Source organism: Neotabrizicola paludis, assembly GCF_044142105.1.
Lineage (GTDB): Bacteria > Pseudomonadota > Alphaproteobacteria > Rhodobacterales > Rhodobacteraceae > Pseudogemmobacter.
This window is the reverse complement of the sequence record NZ_JBGTYM010000004.1, coordinates 258,866-279,144: the sequence shown is the minus strand read 5'-3', so window position 1 is coordinate 279,144 and position 20,279 is coordinate 258,866. Positions and strand designations below refer to the sequence as shown.

Below are 20,279 nucleotides of genomic sequence, written 5' to 3'. Positions count from 1 at the left end.
GATGCTGCAACCAAAGCGCACAAAATTCCGCAAGATGCACAAGGGCCGCATCAGCGGTGAAGCCAAAGGCGGCTTCCTTCTGAACTTCGGCTCCTTCGCGCTGAAGGCCACCGAGCCCGAGCGTGTGACGGCCCGTCAGATCGAAGCGGCCCGCCGCGCGATCACCCGTCACATGAAGCGTCAGGGCCGCGTCTGGATCCGGATTTTCCCGGATGTTCCGGTCTCGGCCAAGCCCGTCGAAGTTCGTATGGGTAAGGGCAAGGGTTCGGTCGACTACTGGGCCTGCAAGGTCAAGCCGGGCCGCATCATGTTCGAGATCGACGGCGTCGCCGAAGACATCGCCCGTGAAGCGCTGCGCCTGGGCGCGATGAAGCTGCCGGTCACCTCGCGCATCGTGGCGAAGGAAGACTGGTAAGGTTTTGCCGAAAGGCAAAGCCAGTGCGGCATAGCGGATTTCCCCGGAAATCCGCGGGCCGTCACCCGGTTCAAGACGAAGCCCCTGCCGATCACGGCGGGGGCTTATCGTTTTTGAACCTCTGTGATGCCCTCATCCGCCGCAGCACGGCGCAGGGAACCGATCCCGCCTTGGGTCGTTCCCTTGTCAGAGCCATTCAGATTGCGAGGCCACCATGACTGTGCGTCCCATCTTGATTCTGACCGCCCTGCCGCTGCTGCTTTCCGCCTGCGTGACCGGTGATGGCAATCGGGCGCTGGTTGGCGCCGCGGGGGGCGCAGTTGCTGGCGAAGTTCTGTTCGACAATGCCGTTGGCGGGGCCGTGGTTGGCGGTCTGGCAGGTCTGGCCTGCGACGATCTGGGCGTGCGCGCCTGCCGCTAACCCCGGCCACGGCCGGGCGCCCCTTTCACGGCTAGGGCGATCCTGCTACTGCGCGGCTGCACAGCGCAGGAGCACCCGCCATGGCCGAAATCACCTCTCTTTTTGTCACCCGCCTCTACCGCGCCAAGCTGAACGAGCTCGCGAAGAAGAAGGTGGATTATGCCGAGTTGCACGCTTCTTGCGACGCCATCGCCGAGGATGACGAGGCCGGGCAGGAATGGTGTGAGGCGAACGGCTATCCGGGCTACACATCATATGCCTCGCTGGACGATCTGCCCTGGCGCTTTCCGATCTTCGGGGATCTGGAAAAGGCGCTGGACAAGCATGTCGCCGCCTTCTGCGATGATCTGGGCTTCGATCTTCAGGGCAAGAAGCTCAAATGCAACTCGCTCTGGATCAACATCCTGCCCGAGGGCGGCACCCATGCGAGCCACATCCACCCGCATTCGGTGATCTCGGGCACCACCTATGTCGCCATGCCCGAAGGCACCTCGGCGCTGAAACTGGAAGACCCGCGCCTGCCGATGATGATGATGGCGCCTGTCACCCGCAAGGACGCGCCCGAGGCGCTGCGCCGTTTCGTCTATGTGCAGCCCGTGGTGGGCGAGGTGCTGCTGTGGGAAAGCTGGCTGCGGCACGAAGTGCCGATGAACATGTCGGAAGAAGAGCGCATCTCGGTCAGCTTCAACTACGGCTGGGCCTGAGCGGCGGGACGATCCGAGGTTGCAACGTGGCGCTGCGCTGGCCTAATCTTGCGAACCGCGCATGAGCCGGGCGTCAGAACCCGGGCGGCATCTTGGGCAGGGAAGCATTTGGCCAAAGCCAGCGAAAACTCGCATTATCTTGCGCTGGATGCCGCAAGGGGTTTGGCCGCGATCGCGGTGTTCCTCTATCACTACAAGGGCCAGATCCCGGTCTTTGGCCTCATCAGCGGCAGCTTCCTTGCGGTCGACCTGTTCTTCCTGATGAGCGGCCTGGTCATCGCCCGCGCCTATGAGCGACGGCTGATGAGCGGTGAGATGGGCTTTGCCCGATTCACGGCCGTCAGGGTTTTACGCCTCTGGCCACTTTATCTGGTCGCCTGCGCCTTCGGCATGGCGCATTTCCTGGGTAAGATCGCGATGGGCACGCCTGATGCGCCGCAGCTTGGCCAGGTCCTCTGGGCCTTGCCCCTGACCCTCTTGCTTTTGCCCACGCCGGGCAGCAAGGAATGGGCCTTCGGCGCGATCCCCTTCTCGACATCCGCCTGGACGCTGACGCTCGAATTCTGGTTCAACCTTGCCTATGTTCTGCTCCTGCCCTGGCTTTCCAGCCGGGTTCTGGTCGGCCTGGCTCTGGCCGCATTCGGTGTGCTGATCTGGCAGGTTCATCTGCACCAGAGCGCCGATCTGGGCTGGTCGCTCGACACCTTTTTGGGCGGCTCGGCCCGGTTTTGGTTCTCTTTCTCCCTGGGCGTTCTGATCCATCGCAGCGGCGTGCTTGCCCTTGAAGGGCCGGTTCCGGGCTGGGTTCTTTTCCCGGTCGCTTTTGCCTTCGTGCTGCTGCCCGCGCATGCGATATGGTGGCACCTTTTTTGGATCGCGGTCGTCTTTCCCGGCTTTGTCATCCTGAGCACACGCTTGCCGATGGGCGGGTTCTTCGCTGCGCTCTCGGACCATCTGGGTCGGCTCTCCTACGCGATCTACATCCTTCATGCGTCCATTTCGGTCCTGATCCTCGGGCAGACAAAGGTCTGGGCGCCGCACCTGCTGCGGGGCCATGCGTTTCTTCTGGCCGTGATCTGCCGTGCTGCTCGCATCCGCGCTGCTGACCTATCGCTTTGACGAACCCCTGCGCGCCCGTCTGTCCTGGAGGGGGAAACGCAAGCCCTGACCGTGGACGGGAACCGGGATACCGCTTGGCGACTTGTCCTGATGCAAGAGGACAATTGCCATGCCCCAGAACCGCGCATCGTCATCCTGTTCCGGCCTGATCCTGGCAGCCCAGATTTTTATCTCCATGCCCGTTCAGGCCGGTGGACCGAGCGTTGTGGCCGAAGCCCCCGAACCCCTGCCACCCCCCGTGATTGCCGCGCCGATTGCAGACTGGTCCGGCCCCTATGTGGGGCTTGGCTACGGCAAGCTTGGCGTCTCCCTGTCAGATACGCTTGTCGATCTGGATATCGACGGTTCGACCGCTGCGGGTTTCGCCGGGGTAAACGCGCAGAACGGGCATATCGTCTATGGGGTCGAGCTGTCCTATGCCAAGACCATGGATACCAGGATTTCCGGGGTCAAAAGCCAGGGCGACGCCATGGTCGAGCTGGCGGGGCGGCTGGGCTATGCCTGGCGTGACGCCCTGATCTATGCCCGGCTTGGCTATGCCCGCACCAGCTTAGACCTGGGCGGCACCTCGCGCGACTTCGATGGGCTGGCCTATGGTCTTGGCTTCGACTATCAGATCAGCAAGCGGATGGCGCTGGGGATAAGCTATACTGAATATGACCTGTCCTCGGGCGGGGCAGGGGGCGAGTTGACGGCCCGCCCGCATCAGTTCGGCCTGCGCATCTCTATGCGCTTCTGATCCGGTTGCGCGCGGCGAAAGCATCCAGCGCAGTTCAGGCTTGCGTTCCCGGGCGCACCCCCCTATAGGACCCCATCCACGGCTCCGGGGCGACTCGGATTCGGTGGTTTGTCATTGATCCGCCAGGTCTCCGGTGACCCTTCGCAACAAGGGGCCGTCTGGCGATTGTGAAAGGAAGATTGGCGATGGACGCCAAGGAATTGAAGAGCAAGACCCCAGACCAGCTGCGCGACAGCTTGGTCGCCCTGAAGAAAGAGGCGTTCAACCTGCGCTTCCAACAGGCGACCAACCAGCTTGAGAACACCGCCCGCATGCGTGCCGTCCGCCGTGACGTCGCCCGCATCAAGACGGTGCTCAACCAAAAAGCCGCTGAAGCCGCGAAGTAAAGGGATCCAAAATGCCGAAACGTATCCTTCAGGGCACCGTCACCTCGGACAAGAACGAGCAGACGATCACCGTCCTGGTCGAGCGCCGCTTCAAGCACCCGCTGCTGCAGAAGACCGTGCGTAAGTCGAAGAAGTACCGTGCTCATGACGAGCACAACACCTTCAAGGTGGGCGACGTCGTCCGTATCGAGGAATGCGCCCCCATCTCGAAAACCAAACGCTGGACCGTTGTGACCGACGCCTCGGCGTAAGTCAGAGCGATCTAAACGAAACCCCGGGGCCGGAAATCTGAACGGTCCCCGAAGGTCGGGAGAAGACCAATGATCCAGATGCAGACGAATCTGGATGTGGCTGACAACTCCGGCGCGCGCCGGGTGCAGTGCATCAAGGTTCTTGGCGGTTCGCACCGCCGTTATGCTTCGGTCGGCGACATCATCGTGGTGTCGGTGAAGGAAGCGATTCCGAAAGGTCGCGTGAAGAAGGGCGACGTCCGCAAGGCCGTTGTCGTTCGCACCGCCAAGGAAGTTCGCCGTGAAGACGGCACCACGATCCGTTTCGACCGCAACGCCGCCGTCATCCTGAACAACCAGGGCGAGCCGGTCGGCACCCGTATCTTCGGGCCGGTCGTGCGCGAGCTGCGTGCCAAGAACTTCATGAAGATCATCTCGCTTGCGCCGGAGGTGCTGTGATGGCTGCCAAGCTCCGCAAGGGTGACACCGTCGTCGTGCTGACCGGCAAGGACAAGGGCAAGAAGGGCGAAATCACCGCCGTCTCGCCCAAGGACAACAAGGCTGTTGTCGATGGCGTGAACGTCGCGATCCGCCACACCAAGCAATCGGCCCAGTCGCAGGGCGGCCGCGTGCCGCAGGCGATGCCGATCGACCTGTCGAACCTGTCGCTTCTGGACAAGAACGGCAAGGCGACCCGCGTCGGCTTCCGCATGGAAGGCGACAAGAAGGTCCGCTACGCCAAGACCACCGGGGAGGCGCTCTGATGCTTGACGCTCAGCAATACACGCCGCGCCTCAAGGCCCAGTACAAGGCCAAGACCCGCGCCGCGCTGAAGGAAGAGTTCTCCTACAAGAACGACATGCAGATCCCGCGTCTGGACAAGATCGTCCTGAACATGGGCGTCGGCGAAGCGGTCAAGGACACCAAGAAGGTGAAGCAGGCCGCCGAGGAACTTGGCCAGATCGCCGGTCAGAAGGCTGTGATCACCAAGGCCCGCAAGTCGATCGCGACTTTCCGGGTCCGCGAAGAGATGCCGCTGGGCTGCAAGGTCACGCTGCGCGGCGACCGCATGTACGAATTCCTCGACCGTCTGGTGAACGTCGCTCTGCCGCGCGTCCGCGACTTCCGCGGCGTAAAGCCCTCGTTCGATGGCCGTGGCAACTTTGCCATGGGCCTGAAAGAGCACATCGTCTTCCCGGAAATCGACTTCGACAAGGTCGACGAGATCCTGGGCATGGACATCATCATCTGCACCACTGCGCAGACCGATGCCGAAGCCAAGGCGCTGTTGAAGCACTTCAACATGCCCTTCAACGCCTGATCGCGAGGAACCACAGATATGGCAAAGAAATCCATGGTGAACCGCGAAGTGAAACGCGCCGCGCTGGTGAAGCAGCATGCTTCCAAGCGCGCCGCGCTGAAGGCGGTGATCTACGACCAGTCCAAACCGATGGAAGAGCGTTTCAAGGCCACGCTGAAGCTGGCCGAGATGCCGCGCAACAGCGCCGCTGTCCGCATGCACAACCGCTGCCAGCTGACCGGCCGTCCGCACGCGTTCTATCGCAAGTTGAAACTCTCGCGCATCATGCTGCGGGAACTGGCCTCCTTCGGCCAGATCCCCGGCATGGTGAAGTCGAGCTGGTAAGGGAGAGCGGATCATGTCGATGAACGATCCGATCGGCGATATGCTGACCCGCATTCGCAACGCCCAGCTGCGTGGCAAGTCGACGGTGGCGACGCCCGCCTCGACCCTGCGTGGCCGGGTTCTGGATGTGCTGCTGTCGGAAGGCTATATTCGCGGTTACGAAAAGGCCGACACGACCAACGGCCAGGGCGAGTTCACCATCTCGCTGAAGTACTACGAAGGCGAACCCGTCATCCGTGAACTCAAGCGCGTGTCCAAGCCGGGCCGCCGCGTGTACATGGGCGTCAAGGACATCCCGTCGGTCCGCAACGGCCTGGGCGTGTCGATCGTCTCCACGCCGAAGGGCGTCATGTCGGATGCGAATGCGCGCGCTGCCAATGTTGGCGGCGAAGTGCTTTGCACCGTGTTCTGAGGAGGGTTCCATGTCTCGTATCGGCAAGAAACCCGTCACCCTGACCAAAGGCGTCACCGCCTCGATCTCGGGTCAGACCATCGAAGTGAAGGGGCCGAAAGGCACCCGCAGCTTCACCGCGGGCGACGATGTCACGCTTTCGATCGAAGGCGATGCCGTCAAGGTCACTCCGCGCGGCCTGTCCAAGCGTGCGCGTCAGCAGTGGGGCATGACCCGCTCGATGGTCGACAACCTTGTTACAGGCGTGTCGACCGGCTTCAAGAAAGAGCTGGAAATCCAGGGCGTCGGTTTCCGCGCCGCCATGGCCGGCAATGTCCTGAAGCTGTCGCTCGGCTTCTCGCATGAAGTGAATTTCGACGTGCCGAAGGGGGTGACCATCACCTCGCCGAAGCCGACCGAAATCGTCGTCGAGGGCATCGACCAGCAACAGGTCGGCCAGGTTGCAGCGAACATCCGCGAATGGCGTCAGCCCGAGCCCTACAAGGGCAAGGGTATCCGCTACAAGGGTGAGTTCATCTTCCGCAAGGAAGGCAAGAAGAAGTAAGGGGCGCAAAAATGGCTTTGAACAAACGCGAGCTGTTCCTCAAGCGCCGCCTGCGCGTGCGGAACAAACTGAAGTCGATGTCGGCTGGCCGGATGCGGCTGTCCGTGCATCGTTCGTCCAAGAACATCTCGGTCCAGCTGATCGACGATGTGAAGGGCGTGACGGTGGCTGCGGCCTCGTCCTTGGAAAAGGACCTGGGCGTGGTCGGCAAGAACAACGTCGAGGCTGCCGCCAAGATTGGCGCGGCCATCGCCGAGCGGGCCAAGAAGGCCGGCGTGGACGAATGCTATTTCGACCGCGGCGGCTTCATCTTCCACGGCAAGATCAAGGCTTTGGCCGATGCTGCCCGTGAAGGTGGTCTGAAGTTCTGATCCCTGTGGGGGGTGTCCGGGATTCGTTCCGGACCGCCCCCCCGATGATCCGGGGGCCGCAGGCCCACCAGGATCGGCACCAATCGGCGCGCCAGATCGCGCCACCACGGAAAGGTTTGCCTCATGGCAGAACGTGAAAACCGCCGCGACCGCGGCGATCGTCGGGACGACCGGCGCGAGGAAACCCCGGAATTCGCCGACCGTCTGGTCGCGATCAACCGGGTGTCGAAGACCGTGAAGGGCGGCAAGCGTTTCGGCTTTGCGGCTCTGGTCGTGGTGGGTGACCAGCGCGGCCGTGTCGGCTTTGGCAAGGGCAAGGCCAAGGAAGTGCCGGAAGCCGTCCGCAAGGCGACCGAGCAGGCCAAGCGCAGCATGATCCGCGTCGCGCTGAAAGACGCGCGCACGCTGCACCACGACATCGAGGGCCGTCATGGCGCCGGCAAGGTCGTGATGCGCACCGCCGTGGCCGGTACCGGCATCATCGCCGGCGGTCCGATGCGCGCCGTGTTCGAAATGCTGGGCATCCAGGACGTCGTGGCCAAGTCGATCGGCACGCAGAACCCCTATAACATGGTTCGCGCCACCATCGACGGTCTCAAGAAGGAAACCTCGCCCCGTTCCGTTGCGGCCCGCCGCAACAAGAAAGTGGCCGAGATCCTGCGCAAGCCCGAAGCCGAAACCACGGAGGCTTGATCATGGCTGACAAGAAAAAGACCATCGTCGTCAAGCAGATCCGTTCGGCCGCCCGCCGTCCGGCGGTGCAGACCGCCACGCTGAAAGGCTTGGGCCTGAACAAGATGAACCGCACCCGCGAGCTGGAAGATACCCCTTCCGTGCGCGGAATGGTGAATTCGATCAGCCACCTCGTCGAGATCATCGAAGAGCGCGGCTAAGGTTTCGTTGGGCCAGCCTCGACCGAACTGAAACGCCCCTGCTGAAACGCGGGGGCGTTTTTCTTTGGTCCGGCGTCCTCCACCCAAAGGCTGAATCGCTCGCGACTCAAAAACGGTGCTAGCCTGCGCCTGACCCTAAGACGGTCCCGGGGGACGGGGCCGGAGCGGGCCTGACCACGAGCTTCATCAGGGAGGATGAGAAGATGGCCACGAAATATGCCGGCGGCTGCGCCCATGTGCATGTGACCGCAAGCGCCGAGCCTATCGACAATCACGAATGCCACTGCAATGTCTGCAAGGGCGTGACCGGCCAGCAGCACACCCATGTCGCCTTCTTCAACTATGGCGACTTGCATGTCGACCATCCCGAAAAGATGAAACGCGTGCCCTTCAACAAGGACAATCCTGGTGGCCCGCTGGAAATTTGCCTTTGCACCGAATGCGGCGCGGCCCTGATGCTGGATGACAAGCAGAAGCGCATCCGCGTCGCCGTCCCGAATGTCATGGGCTATGACGATGCCGCCTTCCCCAAGGCGACCTATCACGCTTTCTGGGACGAGACGAAGGGCTATGCCAAGCCGAACGATGGCCGCCCAGTCTATGACAGCCTGCGTCCCGACTTCAAATGGCCGGCCAGCGCCGCCTGACCCTGCGGTCTTTCTGCCACTCCCCTGCCGGTTTGCGCATTCGTGATCCTGGCGGGGGCATTGCCGACCTGCCCCTTGGCGCCGTTCTGCGTTAGACTGGCGGCAAAAGACTGAGCAGGTTCGAGACATGTCCGATTGGAAACTGGCGCCGCTGGTCGCGGTCTGGATTGCGGTGCTTGCAGGCACGGCGCAGGCGAAGCTCTGCGACTTCCGCCTGAGCGAGATGATCGCCAAGCGTGCCCCCGCGCTGGCCAGCGACACGGCCGATGACAGCACGCTGGGAAAACTGCGCGAACTGGGCCGGGTCAGCGGCGAGGCCAAGGATTTCTTCACCCTTGTCGATGGCGGTGGCCTCACCGCGCTTGGGGCAGTGCTGAAGGGCAGCCGGGCGGCCAAAGTCGCGGGCGGCGTCAAGGACCTGGCCGAGGGGCTGGGCATGGGCGGCACCATCATCAACAGTCCGGCCATCGGCACAGCCTCGGGCCTTGCGGCGCTGGGGATGGTGGGGCTGGAGGGTGTCTGCCGCTTTCAGGACGAGCGCATCACCGACTATTACGAAGTCCTCGCCGTTCTCTCGGTCGTGGCCGAAACGGCGGATCCGCGGCTGTTCCAGCTTCAGCTGGGCGCGGCGCGCAAGAAGGCGGCCGTGGCCGAGATCTGGGATCCCCAGGACGGCATCCGGCGGCAATATGACGTGGCCGATCTGTTCTTCGTGAACGGAGAGTTGAAGTTGAACCGCATCGGGCTGAACAAGAGCCTGGGCTATCTGATGCAGTTCCAGGGCGAGACGCCCGCCATCGACACGCCGCCGCTGAACGCCTTCGAGAACTGAGCGGGGGCTTGATCCGGCGGGGTTGCGCGGCTATACGCCCGCGGTGGCCGTTGCGGCTGCAAGAATCAACAAGAAATGCCGTGTTGCCCCCATCCGTCGCAGGCGGGGGCGTTCCGGCCAAGGAGTATGCGACATGAAATTGAATGAACTGCGCGACAACGAAGGCGCGGCCAAGAAGCAGAAGCGCGTTGCGCGCGGCCCGGGCTCGGGCAAGGGCAAGACCGCTGGCCGTGGTATCAAGGGGCAGAAGTCCCGTTCGGGCGTGGCCATCGGCGGGTATGAAGGCGGCCAGATGCCGCTCTATCGCCGCCTGCCGAAGCGCGGCTTCTCCAAGCCGAACCGCAAGGAATTTGCGGTCGTCAACCTGGGCCTGATCGAAAAATTCATCGGCCTTGGCAAGCTGGACATCAAGTCCGAGATCGACGAGGACGCGCTGGTCGCGGCTGGTCTGACCTCGAACAAGCGCGACGGCATCCGTATCCTCGGCAAGGGCGCCATCGCCTCGAAGGTCACGCTGAAAGTGACCGGCGCCTCGGCTTCGGCGATCGAAGCGATCAAGGCCGCAGGCGGCAGCATCACCGTGGCGACCGAAGCGGCCGAGTGATCCGCCGATTTAGCGGTTGTGAGCGGGCGCAAGCTCGCTTACATCAGCACAGGTTTTCCCGCGCCGCCGACCGGAAACCGGTTCGGCGGCGCTGTCCATGAAAAGGGCAAGGCATGGCATCCGCCGCAGAACAGATGGCCGCGAACCTTAGCTGGGGCGCGCTCGGCAAGGCGACCGATCTTCGTCAACGCATCTTCTTCACCATCGGTCTTCTGATCGTCTACCGTCTTGGCACCTATATTCCGGTGCCGGGGATCGACGCGGGCGCGCTTCGCGAGTTCATGGACAAGGCGGGGCAGGGGATCGGGGGCATGTTGAACATGTTCACCGGCGGCGCCATCAAGCGCATGGGCATTTTCGCGCTTGGCATCATGCCCTATATCTCGGCCTCGATCATCGTGCAGCTTCTGGCCACGATGTATCAGCCCTGGCAGCACCTGAAGAAAGAGGGTGAGATCGGGCGCAAGAAGCTGAATCAGTACACGCGCTACGGCACCGTGGCGCTGGCGCTGTTCCAGTCCTATGGCATCGCCATGTCTATCCAGGCGGGCGATCTTGCGCATACGCCGGGCTTCTTCTTTACCGCCTCCTGCGTTATCACCCTGGTCGGCGGCACCATGTTTCTCATGTGGCTGGGCGAACAGATCACGAGCCGCGGCATCGGCAACGGTATCTCGCTGATCATTTTCGTCGGCATCGTGGCGGAAATTCCCGCCGCCATCGCGCAATTCCTGGCGCAGGGCCGCTCGGGCGCGATCTCGACTCCGGTCATCCTGGGCGTGATCGTCATGGTCATCGCCGTGATCACTTTCGTCGTCTTCATGGAACGCGCGCTGCGCAAGATCCACATCCAGTATCCCCGCCGTCAGGTGGGCATGAAGGTCTATGACGGCGGATCGTCGCATCTGCCGGTCAAGGTCAACCCGGCGGGCGTCATCCCGGCGATCTTCGCCTCGTCGATCCTGCTTTTGCCGACCACGATCTCGACCTTTTCGGGCGCCTCGACCAACCCGGTCCTGTCGGTGATCACCGCCTATCTGGGCTATGGTCAGCCGCTCCACCTTGTGTTCCTGGCCGCACTGATCGTGTTCTTCAGCTACTTCTACACTGCGAACGTCTCGTTCAAAGTCGATGATGTGGCCGACAACCTGAAGAACCAGAACGGCTTCATCCCCGGCATCCGCCCGGGCAAGAAGACCGAGGAATACCTGGAATATGTGCTGAACCGCATTCTGGTGCTGGGCTCGGCCTATCTGGCGGCGGTCTGCCTTCTGCCGGAAATCCTGATCTCGGAGATCGGCATCCCCTTCTACTTCGGCGGCACCTCGGTGCTGATCGTGGTCTCGGTCACGATGGACACGATCAACCAGGTCCAGTCGCATCTTCTGGCACATCAATATGAGGCGCTGATCGAGAAGTCGCAGCTTCGCGGCAAGAAGCGCACGGGCACCCGTGCACCGGCGCGGCGCTGAACCCTATGGCGGCGAATATCATTCTTCTGGGCCCGCCGGGTGCGGGAAAGGGAACGCAGGCGCAGAGGCTGGTCGACAGCCGCGGCATGGTGCAGCTCTCGACCGGTGACATGCTGCGCGCGGCCAAGACGAGCGGCACCGAGATGGGCAAGCGGGTGGCCGAGATCATGGACAAGGGTCAGCTGGTGACGGATGAGATCGTCATCGGCCTGATCGAAGAGAAGCTGAAGGCCGGTGCGCCGGGCGGCTTTATCTTCGACGGCTTCCCGCGCACGCTGAAACAGGCGGATGCGTTGGGAGAGCTTCTGTCCCGCATGGGCCGAAAGCTTGATGCGGTGATCGAGCTGGTGGTCGACGACGCCGCCCTTGTCGGCCGGATCGTCAAGCGGGCGGAAGAGGCTAAGGCCGCGGGTCAGCCCGTCCGCGCCGATGATACGCCCGAGGTCTTCGCCGACCGTCTGCGCGCCTATTACAAGCAAACCGCGCCTCTGCTAGGCTATTATTATGCCAAGGGCGGTCTGACCCAAGTGGATGGCATGGCCCCGATGGACGATGTTGCCACGGCCATTGCGAAAGTTCTTGACAGAACCTGAATTGCTGATCCCGCGCCCTTGACGGGGCGCGGAAAAGCCCATAAAGCACGGCGTCCCGGCAGGGAATCGCCTGCGCCGGGGTTCCCATCAGCGGGAAGTCGCATCGGGTCCATGGCCCTGCTGCGGTTGTGAAAAAAGGCTCTGGCGCTACGGAGCCGCAACAGAAAAGGACATACGCGTGGCACGTATTGCTGGCGTCAACATCCCGACCCAAAAGCGGGTTCCGATCTCTCTGCAGTATATCCATGGCATCGGCGCGAAAGTGGCCGAGGATATCTGTGAAGCCCTGAAGATTGACCGCGCCCGTCGCGTCAACCAGCTTTCGGATGCCGAAGTTCTGGCGATCCGCGAATATATCGACGCGAATGTGACCGTCGAGGGCGACCTGCGTCGTGAAGTCTCGATGAACATCAAACGGCTGATGGACCTGGGCTGCTATCGCGGCCTGCGTCACCGCAAGGGCCTTCCGGTCCGCGGCCAGCGCACCCACACCAACGCCCGCACCCGCAAGGGCCCGGCCAAGCCGATCGCCGGCAAGAAGAAGTAAGGGGAGCGCACAGATATGGCACGTGATCCGAAATCCGCCGCGCGCACCAAGCGCAAGGAACGCAAGAACATCGCCGCTGGCGTGGCGCATGTGAACTCGTCGTTCAACAACACCAAGATCCTGATCTCGGACGTTCAGGGCAACGCCATCTCCTGGTCGTCGGCCGGGACCATGGGCTTCAAGGGCTCGCGCAAGTCGACCCCCTATGCCGCCCAGATGGCTGCCGAAGACGCTGGCCGCAAGGCGCAGGAACATGGCGTGAAGACGATCGAAGTCGAAGTCCAGGGTCCGGGTTCGGGCCGCGAATCGGCGCTCCGCGCGCTGGCCGCCGTGGGCTTCACCATCACCTCGATCCGCGATGTCACGCCGCTGGCCCATAACGGCTGCCGTCCGCCGAAGCGCCGCCGCGTCTGAGGCACGGGAAATACGACCGGGTCATGCCTTCCGCATGGCCCGGTTCTCGCATTTGGGAAGACCCTCGGGCGCCACGCTTCTTTCGGACATTGGAAGCGGCGGCAAGAATGGAGGCAAGTGAATGATCCACAAGAACTGGCAGGAACTTATCAAGCCGACCCAGCTTGTCGTGAAGCCGGGGGCCGATGCATCGCGCGTCGCCACCGTCATCGCAGAGCCGTTGGAGCGGGGCTTTGGCCTGACGCTGGGCAATGCGCTGCGCCGTGTGCTTCTGTCCTCGTTGCAGGGCGCCGCGATCACCTCGGTGCAGATCGACAACGTCCTGCATGAGTTCTCCTCGGTCGCTGGCGTCCGTGAAGACGTCACCGACATCGTGCTGAACCTCAAGGGTGTCGCCCTGCGGATGGATGTCGAAGGACCGAAGCGTCTGTCGATCTCGGCCAAGGGGCCGGGCGTCGTCACCGCGGCCGCCATCGCAGAGACCGCCGGCATCGAAGTGCTGAACAAGGACCATGTGATCTGCCACCTCGACGACGGGGCGGATGTGTTCATGGAACTGACCGTCAACACCGGCAAGGGCTATGTTTCGGCCGACAAGAACCGCCCGGAAGATGCGCCGATCGGCCTGATCCCGATCGACGCGATCTATTCGCCGGTCCGCAAGGTCAGCTACGAAGTGCAACCCACCCGCGAGGGCCAGGTGTTGGACTATGACAAGCTGACGATGAAGGTGGAAACCGACGGTTCGCTGACCCCGGATGATGCCGTCGCCTATGCTGCCCGCATCCTTCAGGATCAGCTGTCGATCTTCGTCAACTTCGAAGAACCGGAATCGGCCAAGGCTGGCGAGATCGACTCGGGTCTCGAGTTCAACCCGCTGCTGCTGAAGAAGGTGGACGAGCTGGAACTGTCGGTCCGTTCGGCAAACTGCCTGAAGAACGACAACATCGTCTATATCGGCGATCTGATCCAGAAGACCGAAGCCGAGATGCTGCGCACCCCGAACTTCGGCCGCAAGTCGCTGAACGAGATCAAGGAAGTGCTCTCGGGCATGGGTCTGCACCTTGGCATGGATGTCGAGGACTGGCCGCCGGAGAATATCGAAGACCTCGCCAAGCGCTTCGAAGACCAGTTCTGAGAAATGGGTGCGCGCCAAGCGCTCCCTGCCTGAAATGCCCGCGCAGGCGGGGACCAACTGGCGAAAGCCCAACGACGCGGCCCGCAACGCACGGGCCGCAACACAAAGCAAAACGAGACGTTAGGAGTTTGAAATGCGTCACGCCCGCGGCTATCGCCGCCTGAACCGTACCGCCGAGCACCGCAAGGCGCTCTGGGCCAACATGGCCGGCTCGCTGATCGAGCATGAGCAGATCAAGACGACCCTGCCCAAGGCCAAGGAACTGCGCCCCGTGGTGGAAAAGCTGATCACGCTGGCCAAGCGCGGTGATCTTCATGCCCGCCGCCAGGCGGCTGCCCAGCTCAAGCAGGACAAGCACGTTGCCCGCCTGTTCGAGATCCTCGGCCCGCGCTACAAGGATCGTCAGGGTGGCTATGTCCGCGTCCTGAAGGCCGGCTTCCGCTATGGCGACATGGCCCCGATGGCGATCATCGAATTCGTCGACCGCGATCCCTCGGCCAAGGGTGCCGCCGACCTCGCCCGCCTCGAAGCTGAGGACGCTGCGGAATAAGTCGTGCGCCGCACGATCGGACAGATATCGGGGGCTCGCCAGCAACGGCGGGCCCTTGGTGTCTCTGCTGTTGACGCCGGGTTACCTTGAACAACGACATGGTTTTATCCTTGAAACTAAAGTGCTTCAGAGGACAATCAATCACAAGGAGAATCGCCGCGAGGCCTTCCACCTAGATGACACAGGTCAAACGCTTGTCCGAGCTTTACAACGAATTGCAAAGTCTCGCGCCCGATGGCTATGCTGTCGGCCTGCACATCCGTTTTGCCACCCCGCTTGTCTATCACAGCCGCTATCCGGCGGACTGGGTCGAGCATTACAACGCCCATTCCTATTATCTGCGTGACCCCCTGGTCTTCTGGGGCATTGGCACGACCGGTACCCGTCGCTGGAGCGAGATCCCGCTGCCCGATCCGTTCGGGCTGCTCAAGAAGGCCGCCGCCTACGGTATGAAATTCGGCGCGGTCTCTTCCTATGGCCCCATTACCTCGCGCTCTATGGCGGGGATCTGCTCTTCGACGCGTGAATTCACGGATGCCGAAATGGACGTCCTGGCCGATATCACCGAACGCCTGCACATCGCGGCGAAACCACCGTCAGAGCTGACGAAAGCGCAGATAGAGGCGCTGCAATGCATTGCAAATGGGGACCGTCACTCTGCTGCCGCAGCGAAGCTTGGGATTTCTGAAAGCGCCTTCAAGGCGCGGCTCAACTCGGCACGGATCCGGCTAGAAGCCCGGACGACGTCCGAAGCGGTAAGAAAGGCGCGCGAGTATCGCATGCTCTAGGCGCAACGGTTTCCCTCTGCCCGGTTTTTAACCCCAGAAGGAGACTAACCATGGAAGTCACTACCCTTTCGTTCGAGAACATCCACAACCACGGTGAGCTGTTTGCAAACATGTTCCGCGCGCGGCACCGGGCGTTCATCGACAAGAACAAGTGGGACCTGCCCCAGGCGAACGGGATGGAGTTCGACCAATACGATACCCCCGCAAGCCGCTGGGTTGCCGTGCATGAGGGGGGGCAGGTGCTGGCCGGCATCAGGCTGACACCCACGACCCATCGCTGCGGCATCTATTCCTACATGATCCGCGATGCGCAGCTTGGCCTTCTCGACACGATCCCGTCGAACCTGCTCTACACGCCCGCCCCGGTCGCCGCTCACGTCTGGGAATCGAGCCGGGTCTTCGTTTCCGAAGCCGTGCCCGCCTCCATGCGCCTGCGGGTGCAGTTGCAGCTGCGGCAGGAGATGGTGAACTCGGCCCGTATGCTCGGTGCGTCGATGGTACTTGGGCTGATCCCCGATGCCACGCGGCGCATTGGGCGGCGCGTCGGGCTGGAATGTGAACCGGCCGGGCCTATCCTTAATTTCGACGGGCTCGACTGCGTCTGCGTCACGATCAGCATGGCAACGAAGCTGCACTAGGGGTGGTGCAGGTGGGGTCCAGGCCAGGGGTCTTCCAGCCAGGGAAGACCCCGCCTCCGGCCGGGCGCACAGAGGTGACGCCCGTTGCCGGTGGGTGCTTTTGCTTTCCCGGCCGCCGCAATATGGTTGCGGCATGGCCGATCTGTTCGACACGCCGCCCGACCCGGGCTTTGCCGCCCCGCGTGATCCCGCGCGCGAGGCTACGCGTCCGCTGGCCGACCGGCTGCGCCCGCGCCACCTGTCCGAGGTGATCGGTCAGGAAGCGGTCCTCTCGCCCGAGGGTCCGCTTGGTGCCATGCTCAAGGCGCGTTCTCTGTCTTCTTTGATCCTCTGGGGCCCGCCCGGCGTGGGCAAGACCACGATCGCCCGGCTGCTTGCGGCCGAGACCGATCTGGCCTTCGTCCAGATCTCGGCGATCTTCACCGGCGTGCCCGATCTGAAGAAGGTCTTCGAGGCGGCGAAGGTGCGTCGGCAGACGGGGCAGGGGACGCTTTTGTTCGTCGATGAGATCCACCGGTTCAACAAGGCCCAGCAAGACAGTTTCCTGCCGCATATGGAGGATGGCACCATCCTTCTGGTCGGCGCCACGACCGAGAACCCGAGTTTCGAACTGAACGCCGCCGTCCTCAGCCGGGCGCAGGTCATCATCCTGCAACGCCTGTCGCTGGCCGATCTGGAGCGCATGGCCCAACGGGCCGAGAAGGAATTGGGCCGTGCCCTGCCCTTGAAGGGCGAAGCGCGCGAGGCGATGCTCGAGATGGCCGATGGCGATGGCCGCGCCCTTCTGAACCTGATCGAACAGGTCGCCGCCTGGAAGATCGATGCCCCTCTGGACCGCGACGCGCTGGCGCGCCGCCTGATGCGCCGCGCCGCACGCTATGACAAGGCGGGAGACGAGCATTACAACCTGATCTCGGCCCTGCACAAATCGGTGCGCGGCAGCGACCCGGATGCCGCGCTTTACTGGTTCGCCCGCATGCTGGAAGGGGGCGAGGACCCGCGCTTCCTGGCCCGGCGCTTCGTGCGCATGGCGGTCGAGGATATCGGCCTGGCCGATCCCGAGGCGCAGCAGGTCTGTCTCGCAGCCTGGCAGACCTATGAGCGGCTGGGCAGCCCCGAGGGAGAGCTGGCGCTGGCGAATGCGGTCGTCTATCTGGCGCTCGCCCCCAAGTCGAACGCTGTCTATGTCGCCTACAAGGCGGCGCGGGCCTCGGCCAAGGAGACCGGCAGCCTGATGCCGCCGAAGCATATTCTGAACGCGCCGACGCGGCTGATGAAGGACGTGGGCTATGGTGCGGGCTACGCCTATGACCATGATGCCGAAGACGGGTTTTCCGGCCAGGACTATTTCCCCGAAGGCATGCGCCGCCCGGTCTGGTATGCCCCGCCCGAACGCGGCTTCGAGCGCGAGTTGAAGAAGCGGGTCGAGTATTTCTCGAAATTGCGCATCAAGCGGCAGGGCAGTTGAGCGCCACGAATTTTCGTCGAAAATTCGTGTTCCCCGCCAGACAGGCTTCTGTCATATCCCCGCTCATCTGGAGGTGCCCATGCTGGACGATCTCGACGACATCCACCCGCTGTTTCACGGCGCGCCGTCCTCGACCGAGTTCAAGAAGCTGCGCAAACGCATCGTGCGCGAGACGCGCGAGGCGATCGAGACCTATGGCATGGCGCAGCGCGGCGATCGCTGGCTGGTCTGCCTTTCGGGAGGCAAGGACAGCTATACGCTTCTTGCGGCGCTGACCGAACTGAAATGGCGCGGTCTGCTGCCGGTTGACCTCTTGGCCTGCAACCTGGACCAGGGCCAGCCCGGCTTTCCGGCGACAGTCCTGCCCGAATTCCTGACCCGCATGGGCGTGGAACACCGTATCGAGTATCAGGACACCTATTCCATCGTGACCTCGAAGATCGCGCCGGGCGGCACGATGTGCAGCCTCTGCTCGCGGTTGCGGCGCGGCAACCTGTATCGCATTGCGCGCGAAGAGGGCTGCTCCACTGTCGTTCTTGGCCATCACCGCGACGATATTCTGGAAACCTTCTTCATGAACCTCTTCCATGGCGGGCGGCTGGCGACAATGCCGCCGCGGCTGGTGAATGAAGAGGGCGACCTGTTCCTGGCCCGGCCGCTCGCCTTCGTGGCCGAGGCCGATTGCGACCGGTTCGCCCGGGCGATGAATTACCCTATCATCCCCTGCGATCTTTGCGGCAGCCAGGAAGGCTTGCAGCGCGCCCAGGTGAAGAAACTTTTGGACGAATGGGAGTCGCGCAGCCCGGGGCGTCGCCAGATCATGTTCCGCGCTCTTATGAACGCGCGGCCATCGCATCTTGCGGATCCGGCCCTGTTCGATTTCGCGGCACTGGCACTGGGCCAGCCCGGCGCAATTGAGGAAAAGTCTAAGCAACTTCGCTTGCCCGATTAACGAAGCCAACACGGCTTGGGGCCTAGGTCTCGGGGGATGGGTCGCGCCGTACGCGGCCCCGGTCCCGCCGTGAAAGGTCCGCCCCATGCCCAAGGCCATGCTCGCCGAAACCGCGCAAAGGGTTCAGCGGGCTATGGCCTGGATGCGCGCGCCGGAATTTCTGGTCTTCCTGCCGGCCATCACGTTGGCCGGCTTCTGGATCGGCGGGGAAAAGATGCTGATCCTTCTGGCCGTTGGCTTGCCGCTTCTCTTCGCGATCATCGGCCAGCCCCTGCTGGCAGGCCAGATAGGCCAGGGCGAGGAAGGGTCTGCCGTCACCCGCGCGCTGGCGCTGATGGATGCGATCCTGCCCCTGGCCGCCGAAACCGGGCGCACCACCGCCTGCCTTGTCGTGCAGTTCGACGATTTGCAGGCGGTGCTGGAACGCCATGGCCGCTCGGCGCTGACCGAAGTGATCACCCGCGCCACCGACCGTATTCGCGGTGCGTTGCGGGTGGGCGATTGCGTGGTGAACTTACAGGGGGGAAGCGTGGCGGTCGTGCTGGCGCCGGTGCGGCGGCTGGATCTCGAAACCATGATCCAGATGGGAGCCCGCCTCCAGGAAGCTGTCACCGCCCCGATCGCCCTGGGCGGGGCGCAGCTGTACATCACCTGCTCGATCGGGTTCTGCATCGGCGGCCGCGCGCCCGAACCGACCGGACGCTCGATGCTCGATGCCGCGCAGACAGCCTCGGATGAGGCTCTGCGCCACGGTCCGGCGGCGATCCGCGCCTTCTCGCTCGATATGGCGCAGAAACGGGCCGAGCGCGACGCGCTGCGCGACAGCCTGGAAGAGGCGCTGGACAAGGGCGACATCCGCCCGCATTTCCAGCCGCAGATTTCCACCGATACGGGCGAGATTTCGGGCTTCGAGGCGCTGGCACGCTGGAACCACCCGGTCCGTGGCTGCCTGACCCCTTCGGAATTCCTTCCCGCCGTCGAAGGCAGCGATCTTTCCGAACGGCTGGGCGAGGTGATGTTGTTCCACGCGCTCTCCGCATTGGTCGGCTGGGACCGGGAAGGGCTGAAGGTGCCGTCGGTCTCGGTCAATTTTTCCAGCGCGGAGTTGCGCAATCCGCGCCTGCCAGAGCGCATCAAATGGGAACTGGACCGCTTTGAACTTAAGCCCGACCGTCTGACCATCGAGATCTTGGAAACCGTGGTGGCCAGCGCCGAGAATGACGTGGTTGTGTCGAACATCGCCCAGCTTGCCGGCATGGGCTGCGGTGTCGATCTTGACGATTTCGGCACCGGCCATGCCTCGATCGCCACGATCCGCCGCTTCGCCGTGCGCCGCCTCAAGATTGATCGCAGCTTCGTCACCCGCGTCGACCAGGATCGTGAGCAGCAGAAAATGGTCTCCGCCATCGTCTCGCTGGCCGAAAGGCTGGGCCTCGACACGCTGGCCGAAGGGGTCGAGACGGCGGCCGAGCACGCGATGCTGTCGCAACTGGGGTGCGGCCATGTCCAGGGCTACGGCTTTGCCCGGCCCATGCCGCTCGACATCGCAACCGACTGGGCGCGCCGCCACGCGAACCGGCAGGATCGAATCCCGCGCATCGGCGCCCGGCGCTGAGCGGCCCTCTTGGCGGGGCCGCGCCGCGACCGGCCTATCGGCCACCGCCGCCCGCCGCCCGCGCGGCCCCTGGCACGCCGGATCGTCTTTTGACCTGCCAAGGTGACGCTCTGGCCCGACCGTCAGCCTCCGCCGCGTTCTG

General features: G+C 63.3%; 30 protein-coding genes. All 30 read left to right on the top strand.

Features of this window, described 5'->3' with window-relative positions:
* The first annotated feature begins 1 nt into the window (after nt 1).
* Nucleotides 2–415, top strand: a complete 414-nt coding sequence (rplP, locus tag ACED67_RS11820; protein ID WP_395541820.1) for a 50S ribosomal protein L16 — start codon at nt 2–4, stop codon at nt 413–415.
* Between the two features lie 214 nt (nt 416–629).
* On the top strand, nt 630–836 hold the full coding sequence (locus ACED67_RS11815) for a hypothetical protein (protein WP_395541819.1): 207 nt from the start codon (nt 630–632) through the stop codon (nt 834–836).
* A gap of 80 nt (nt 837–916) precedes the next feature.
* On the top strand, nt 917–1,540 hold the full coding sequence (locus ACED67_RS11810; protein WP_395541818.1) for a TIGR02466 family protein: 624 nt from the start codon (nt 917–919) through the stop codon (nt 1,538–1,540).
* A 108-nt stretch (nt 1,541–1,648) separates the two neighbouring features.
* Nucleotides 1,649–2,659: an acyltransferase family protein gene (locus ACED67_RS11805; RefSeq protein WP_395541817.1), complete on the top strand. Its 1,011-nt coding sequence runs from the start codon at nt 1,649–1,651 to the stop codon at nt 2,657–2,659.
* Between the two features lie 109 nt (nt 2,660–2,768).
* Nucleotides 2,769–3,398, top strand: coding sequence for an outer membrane protein (locus tag ACED67_RS11800; protein WP_395541816.1), 630 nt, complete (start codon nt 2,769–2,771; stop codon nt 3,396–3,398).
* A 185-nt stretch (nt 3,399–3,583) separates the two neighbouring features.
* Entirely contained in the window at nt 3,584–3,784 is a 201-nt protein-coding gene (rpmC, locus tag ACED67_RS11795) for a 50S ribosomal protein L29 (protein ID WP_395541815.1), read from the top strand.
* A gap of 11 nt (nt 3,785–3,795) precedes the next feature.
* The gene (gene rpsQ / locus ACED67_RS11790; RefSeq protein WP_395541813.1) at nt 3,796–4,035 is read left to right on the top strand and encodes a 30S ribosomal protein S17; all 240 of its coding nucleotides are present in this window, start codon (nt 3,796–3,798) and stop codon (nt 4,033–4,035) included.
* Between the two features lie 69 nt (nt 4,036–4,104).
* On the top strand, nt 4,105–4,473 hold the full coding sequence (gene rplN, locus ACED67_RS11785; RefSeq protein ID WP_091302592.1) for a 50S ribosomal protein L14: 369 nt from the start codon (nt 4,105–4,107) through the stop codon (nt 4,471–4,473).
* A complete protein-coding gene (gene rplX, locus ACED67_RS11780; protein WP_395541812.1) occupies nt 4,473–4,778 on the top strand; it encodes a 50S ribosomal protein L24 in 306 nt (101 codons plus the stop codon). Before rplN ends, rplX begins: the two co-directional genes overlap by 1 nt.
* Entirely contained in the window at nt 4,778–5,335 is a 558-nt protein-coding gene (gene rplE, locus ACED67_RS11775; protein ID WP_395541811.1) for a 50S ribosomal protein L5, read from the top strand. The genes rplX and rplE overlap by 1 nt, the downstream gene beginning before the upstream one ends.
* An 18-nt stretch (nt 5,336–5,353) precedes the next feature.
* Complete coding sequence (gene rpsN, locus ACED67_RS11770) at nt 5,354–5,659, top strand: 30S ribosomal protein S14 (RefSeq protein ID WP_395541810.1); 306 nt, start codon at nt 5,354–5,356, stop codon at nt 5,657–5,659.
* A gap of 13 nt (nt 5,660–5,672) precedes the next feature.
* Nucleotides 5,673–6,071 carry a 30S ribosomal protein S8 gene (rpsH, locus tag ACED67_RS11765; protein WP_395541809.1) on the top strand — a complete coding sequence of 133 codons (399 nt, stop codon included), beginning with the start codon at nt 5,673–5,675 and terminating at the stop codon, nt 6,069–6,071.
* A gap of 10 nt (nt 6,072–6,081) precedes the next feature.
* Nucleotides 6,082–6,615: a 50S ribosomal protein L6 gene (gene rplF / locus ACED67_RS11760; protein WP_395541808.1), complete on the top strand. Its 534-nt coding sequence runs from the start codon at nt 6,082–6,084 to the stop codon at nt 6,613–6,615.
* 11 nt (nt 6,616–6,626) lie between these two features.
* The gene (rplR, locus tag ACED67_RS11755) at nt 6,627–6,986 is read left to right on the top strand and encodes a 50S ribosomal protein L18 (RefSeq protein WP_395541807.1); all 360 of its coding nucleotides are present in this window, start codon (nt 6,627–6,629) and stop codon (nt 6,984–6,986) included.
* A gap of 123 nt (nt 6,987–7,109) precedes the next feature.
* Entirely contained in the window at nt 7,110–7,679 is a 570-nt protein-coding gene (rpsE, locus tag ACED67_RS11750) for a 30S ribosomal protein S5 (protein ID WP_395541806.1), read from the top strand.
* Nucleotides 7,680–7,681: 2 nt separating this feature from the next.
* On the top strand, nt 7,682–7,879 hold the full coding sequence (gene rpmD, locus ACED67_RS11745) for a 50S ribosomal protein L30 (protein ID WP_395541805.1): 198 nt from the start codon (nt 7,682–7,684) through the stop codon (nt 7,877–7,879).
* A 203-nt stretch (nt 7,880–8,082) separates the two neighbouring features.
* The gene (locus tag ACED67_RS11740) at nt 8,083–8,526 is read left to right on the top strand and encodes a GFA family protein (RefSeq protein ID WP_395541804.1); all 444 of its coding nucleotides are present in this window, start codon (nt 8,083–8,085) and stop codon (nt 8,524–8,526) included.
* Nucleotides 8,527–8,653: 127 nt separating this feature from the next.
* Nucleotides 8,654–9,358 carry a hypothetical protein gene (locus tag ACED67_RS11735; RefSeq protein WP_395541803.1) on the top strand — a complete coding sequence of 235 codons (705 nt, stop codon included), beginning with the start codon at nt 8,654–8,656 and terminating at the stop codon, nt 9,356–9,358.
* A gap of 133 nt (nt 9,359–9,491) precedes the next feature.
* Nucleotides 9,492–9,962 (top strand): 50S ribosomal protein L15, encoded by a 471-nt coding sequence (gene rplO / locus ACED67_RS11730; RefSeq protein ID WP_395541802.1) that lies wholly within the window; start codon nt 9,492–9,494, stop codon nt 9,960–9,962.
* A gap of 113 nt (nt 9,963–10,075) precedes the next feature.
* Complete coding sequence (secY, locus tag ACED67_RS11725) at nt 10,076–11,434, top strand: preprotein translocase subunit SecY (protein WP_395541801.1); 1,359 nt, start codon at nt 10,076–10,078, stop codon at nt 11,432–11,434.
* Between the two features lie 5 nt (nt 11,435–11,439).
* On the top strand, nt 11,440–12,027 hold the full coding sequence (locus ACED67_RS11720; protein WP_395541800.1) for an adenylate kinase: 588 nt from the start codon (nt 11,440–11,442) through the stop codon (nt 12,025–12,027).
* A gap of 178 nt (nt 12,028–12,205) precedes the next feature.
* Nucleotides 12,206–12,574 (top strand): 30S ribosomal protein S13, encoded by a 369-nt coding sequence (rpsM, locus tag ACED67_RS11715; protein ID WP_395541799.1) that lies wholly within the window; start codon nt 12,206–12,208, stop codon nt 12,572–12,574.
* A gap of 15 nt (nt 12,575–12,589) precedes the next feature.
* Nucleotides 12,590–12,988 (top strand): 30S ribosomal protein S11, encoded by a 399-nt coding sequence (gene rpsK, locus ACED67_RS11710; protein WP_395541798.1) that lies wholly within the window; start codon nt 12,590–12,592, stop codon nt 12,986–12,988.
* 121 nt (nt 12,989–13,109) lie between these two features.
* A complete protein-coding gene (locus tag ACED67_RS11705; RefSeq protein WP_395541797.1) occupies nt 13,110–14,126 on the top strand; it encodes a DNA-directed RNA polymerase subunit alpha in 1,017 nt (338 codons plus the stop codon).
* Between the two features lie 133 nt (nt 14,127–14,259).
* The gene (rplQ, locus tag ACED67_RS11700) at nt 14,260–14,676 is read left to right on the top strand and encodes a 50S ribosomal protein L17 (protein ID WP_395541796.1); all 417 of its coding nucleotides are present in this window, start codon (nt 14,260–14,262) and stop codon (nt 14,674–14,676) included.
* 194 nt (nt 14,677–14,870) lie between these two features.
* Nucleotides 14,871–15,464: a helix-turn-helix transcriptional regulator gene (locus ACED67_RS11695; RefSeq protein ID WP_395541795.1), complete on the top strand. Its 594-nt coding sequence runs from the start codon at nt 14,871–14,873 to the stop codon at nt 15,462–15,464.
* Between the two features lie 50 nt (nt 15,465–15,514).
* On the top strand, nt 15,515–16,102 hold the full coding sequence (locus tag ACED67_RS11690; RefSeq protein WP_395541794.1) for an acyl-homoserine-lactone synthase: 588 nt from the start codon (nt 15,515–15,517) through the stop codon (nt 16,100–16,102).
* Between the two features lie 133 nt (nt 16,103–16,235).
* Nucleotides 16,236–17,570, top strand: coding sequence for a replication-associated recombination protein A (locus ACED67_RS11685; RefSeq protein WP_395541793.1), 1,335 nt, complete (start codon nt 16,236–16,238; stop codon nt 17,568–17,570).
* A 79-nt stretch (nt 17,571–17,649) separates the two neighbouring features.
* Complete coding sequence (ttcA, locus tag ACED67_RS11680; protein ID WP_395541792.1) at nt 17,650–18,522, top strand: tRNA 2-thiocytidine(32) synthetase TtcA; 873 nt, start codon at nt 17,650–17,652, stop codon at nt 18,520–18,522.
* Between the two features lie 85 nt (nt 18,523–18,607).
* Complete coding sequence (locus ACED67_RS11675; RefSeq protein WP_395541791.1) at nt 18,608–20,137, top strand: putative bifunctional diguanylate cyclase/phosphodiesterase; 1,530 nt, start codon at nt 18,608–18,610, stop codon at nt 20,135–20,137.
* Nucleotides 20,138–20,279 lie beyond the last annotated feature (142 nt).

Bases quoted from the DNA above. Each gene is read 5' to 3' on its own strand.
- rplP (WP_395541820.1), top strand. From the start codon at position 2: ATGCTGCAACCAAAGCGCACAAAATTCCGCAAGATGCACAAGGGCCGC.
- ACED67_RS11815 (WP_395541819.1), top strand. From the start codon at position 630: ATGACTGTGCGTCCCATCTTGATTCTGACCGCCCTGCCGCTGCTGCTT.
- ACED67_RS11810 (WP_395541818.1), top strand. From the start codon at position 917: ATGGCCGAAATCACCTCTCTTTTTGTCACCCGCCTCTACCGCGCCAAG.
- ACED67_RS11800 (WP_395541816.1), top strand. From the start codon at position 2,769: ATGCCCCAGAACCGCGCATCGTCATCCTGTTCCGGCCTGATCCTGGCA.
- rpmC (WP_395541815.1), top strand. From the start codon at position 3,584: ATGGACGCCAAGGAATTGAAGAGCAAGACCCCAGACCAGCTGCGCGAC.
- rpsQ (WP_395541813.1), top strand. From the start codon at position 3,796: ATGCCGAAACGTATCCTTCAGGGCACCGTCACCTCGGACAAGAACGAG.
- rplN (WP_091302592.1), top strand. From the start codon at position 4,105: ATGATCCAGATGCAGACGAATCTGGATGTGGCTGACAACTCCGGCGCG.
- rplX (WP_395541812.1), top strand. From the start codon at position 4,473: ATGGCTGCCAAGCTCCGCAAGGGTGACACCGTCGTCGTGCTGACCGGC.
- rplE (WP_395541811.1), top strand. From the start codon at position 4,778: ATGCTTGACGCTCAGCAATACACGCCGCGCCTCAAGGCCCAGTACAAG.
- rpsN (WP_395541810.1), top strand. From the start codon at position 5,354: ATGGCAAAGAAATCCATGGTGAACCGCGAAGTGAAACGCGCCGCGCTG.
- rpsH (WP_395541809.1), top strand. From the start codon at position 5,673: ATGTCGATGAACGATCCGATCGGCGATATGCTGACCCGCATTCGCAAC.
- rplF (WP_395541808.1), top strand. From the start codon at position 6,082: ATGTCTCGTATCGGCAAGAAACCCGTCACCCTGACCAAAGGCGTCACC.
- rplR (WP_395541807.1), top strand. From the start codon at position 6,627: ATGGCTTTGAACAAACGCGAGCTGTTCCTCAAGCGCCGCCTGCGCGTG.
- rpsE (WP_395541806.1), top strand. From the start codon at position 7,110: ATGGCAGAACGTGAAAACCGCCGCGACCGCGGCGATCGTCGGGACGAC.
- rpmD (WP_395541805.1), top strand. From the start codon at position 7,682: ATGGCTGACAAGAAAAAGACCATCGTCGTCAAGCAGATCCGTTCGGCC.
- ACED67_RS11740 (WP_395541804.1), top strand. From the start codon at position 8,083: ATGGCCACGAAATATGCCGGCGGCTGCGCCCATGTGCATGTGACCGCA.
- ACED67_RS11735 (WP_395541803.1), top strand. From the start codon at position 8,654: ATGTCCGATTGGAAACTGGCGCCGCTGGTCGCGGTCTGGATTGCGGTG.
- rplO (WP_395541802.1), top strand. From the start codon at position 9,492: ATGAAATTGAATGAACTGCGCGACAACGAAGGCGCGGCCAAGAAGCAG.
- secY (WP_395541801.1), top strand. From the start codon at position 10,076: ATGGCATCCGCCGCAGAACAGATGGCCGCGAACCTTAGCTGGGGCGCG.
- ACED67_RS11720 (WP_395541800.1), top strand. From the start codon at position 11,440: ATGGCGGCGAATATCATTCTTCTGGGCCCGCCGGGTGCGGGAAAGGGA.
- rpsK (WP_395541798.1), top strand. From the start codon at position 12,590: ATGGCACGTGATCCGAAATCCGCCGCGCGCACCAAGCGCAAGGAACGC.
- ACED67_RS11705 (WP_395541797.1), top strand. From the start codon at position 13,110: ATGATCCACAAGAACTGGCAGGAACTTATCAAGCCGACCCAGCTTGTC.
- rplQ (WP_395541796.1), top strand. From the start codon at position 14,260: ATGCGTCACGCCCGCGGCTATCGCCGCCTGAACCGTACCGCCGAGCAC.
- ACED67_RS11690 (WP_395541794.1), top strand. From the start codon at position 15,515: ATGGAAGTCACTACCCTTTCGTTCGAGAACATCCACAACCACGGTGAG.
- ACED67_RS11685 (WP_395541793.1), top strand. From the start codon at position 16,236: ATGGCCGATCTGTTCGACACGCCGCCCGACCCGGGCTTTGCCGCCCCG.
- ttcA (WP_395541792.1), top strand. From the start codon at position 17,650: ATGCTGGACGATCTCGACGACATCCACCCGCTGTTTCACGGCGCGCCG.
- ACED67_RS11675 (WP_395541791.1), top strand. From the start codon at position 18,608: ATGCCCAAGGCCATGCTCGCCGAAACCGCGCAAAGGGTTCAGCGGGCT.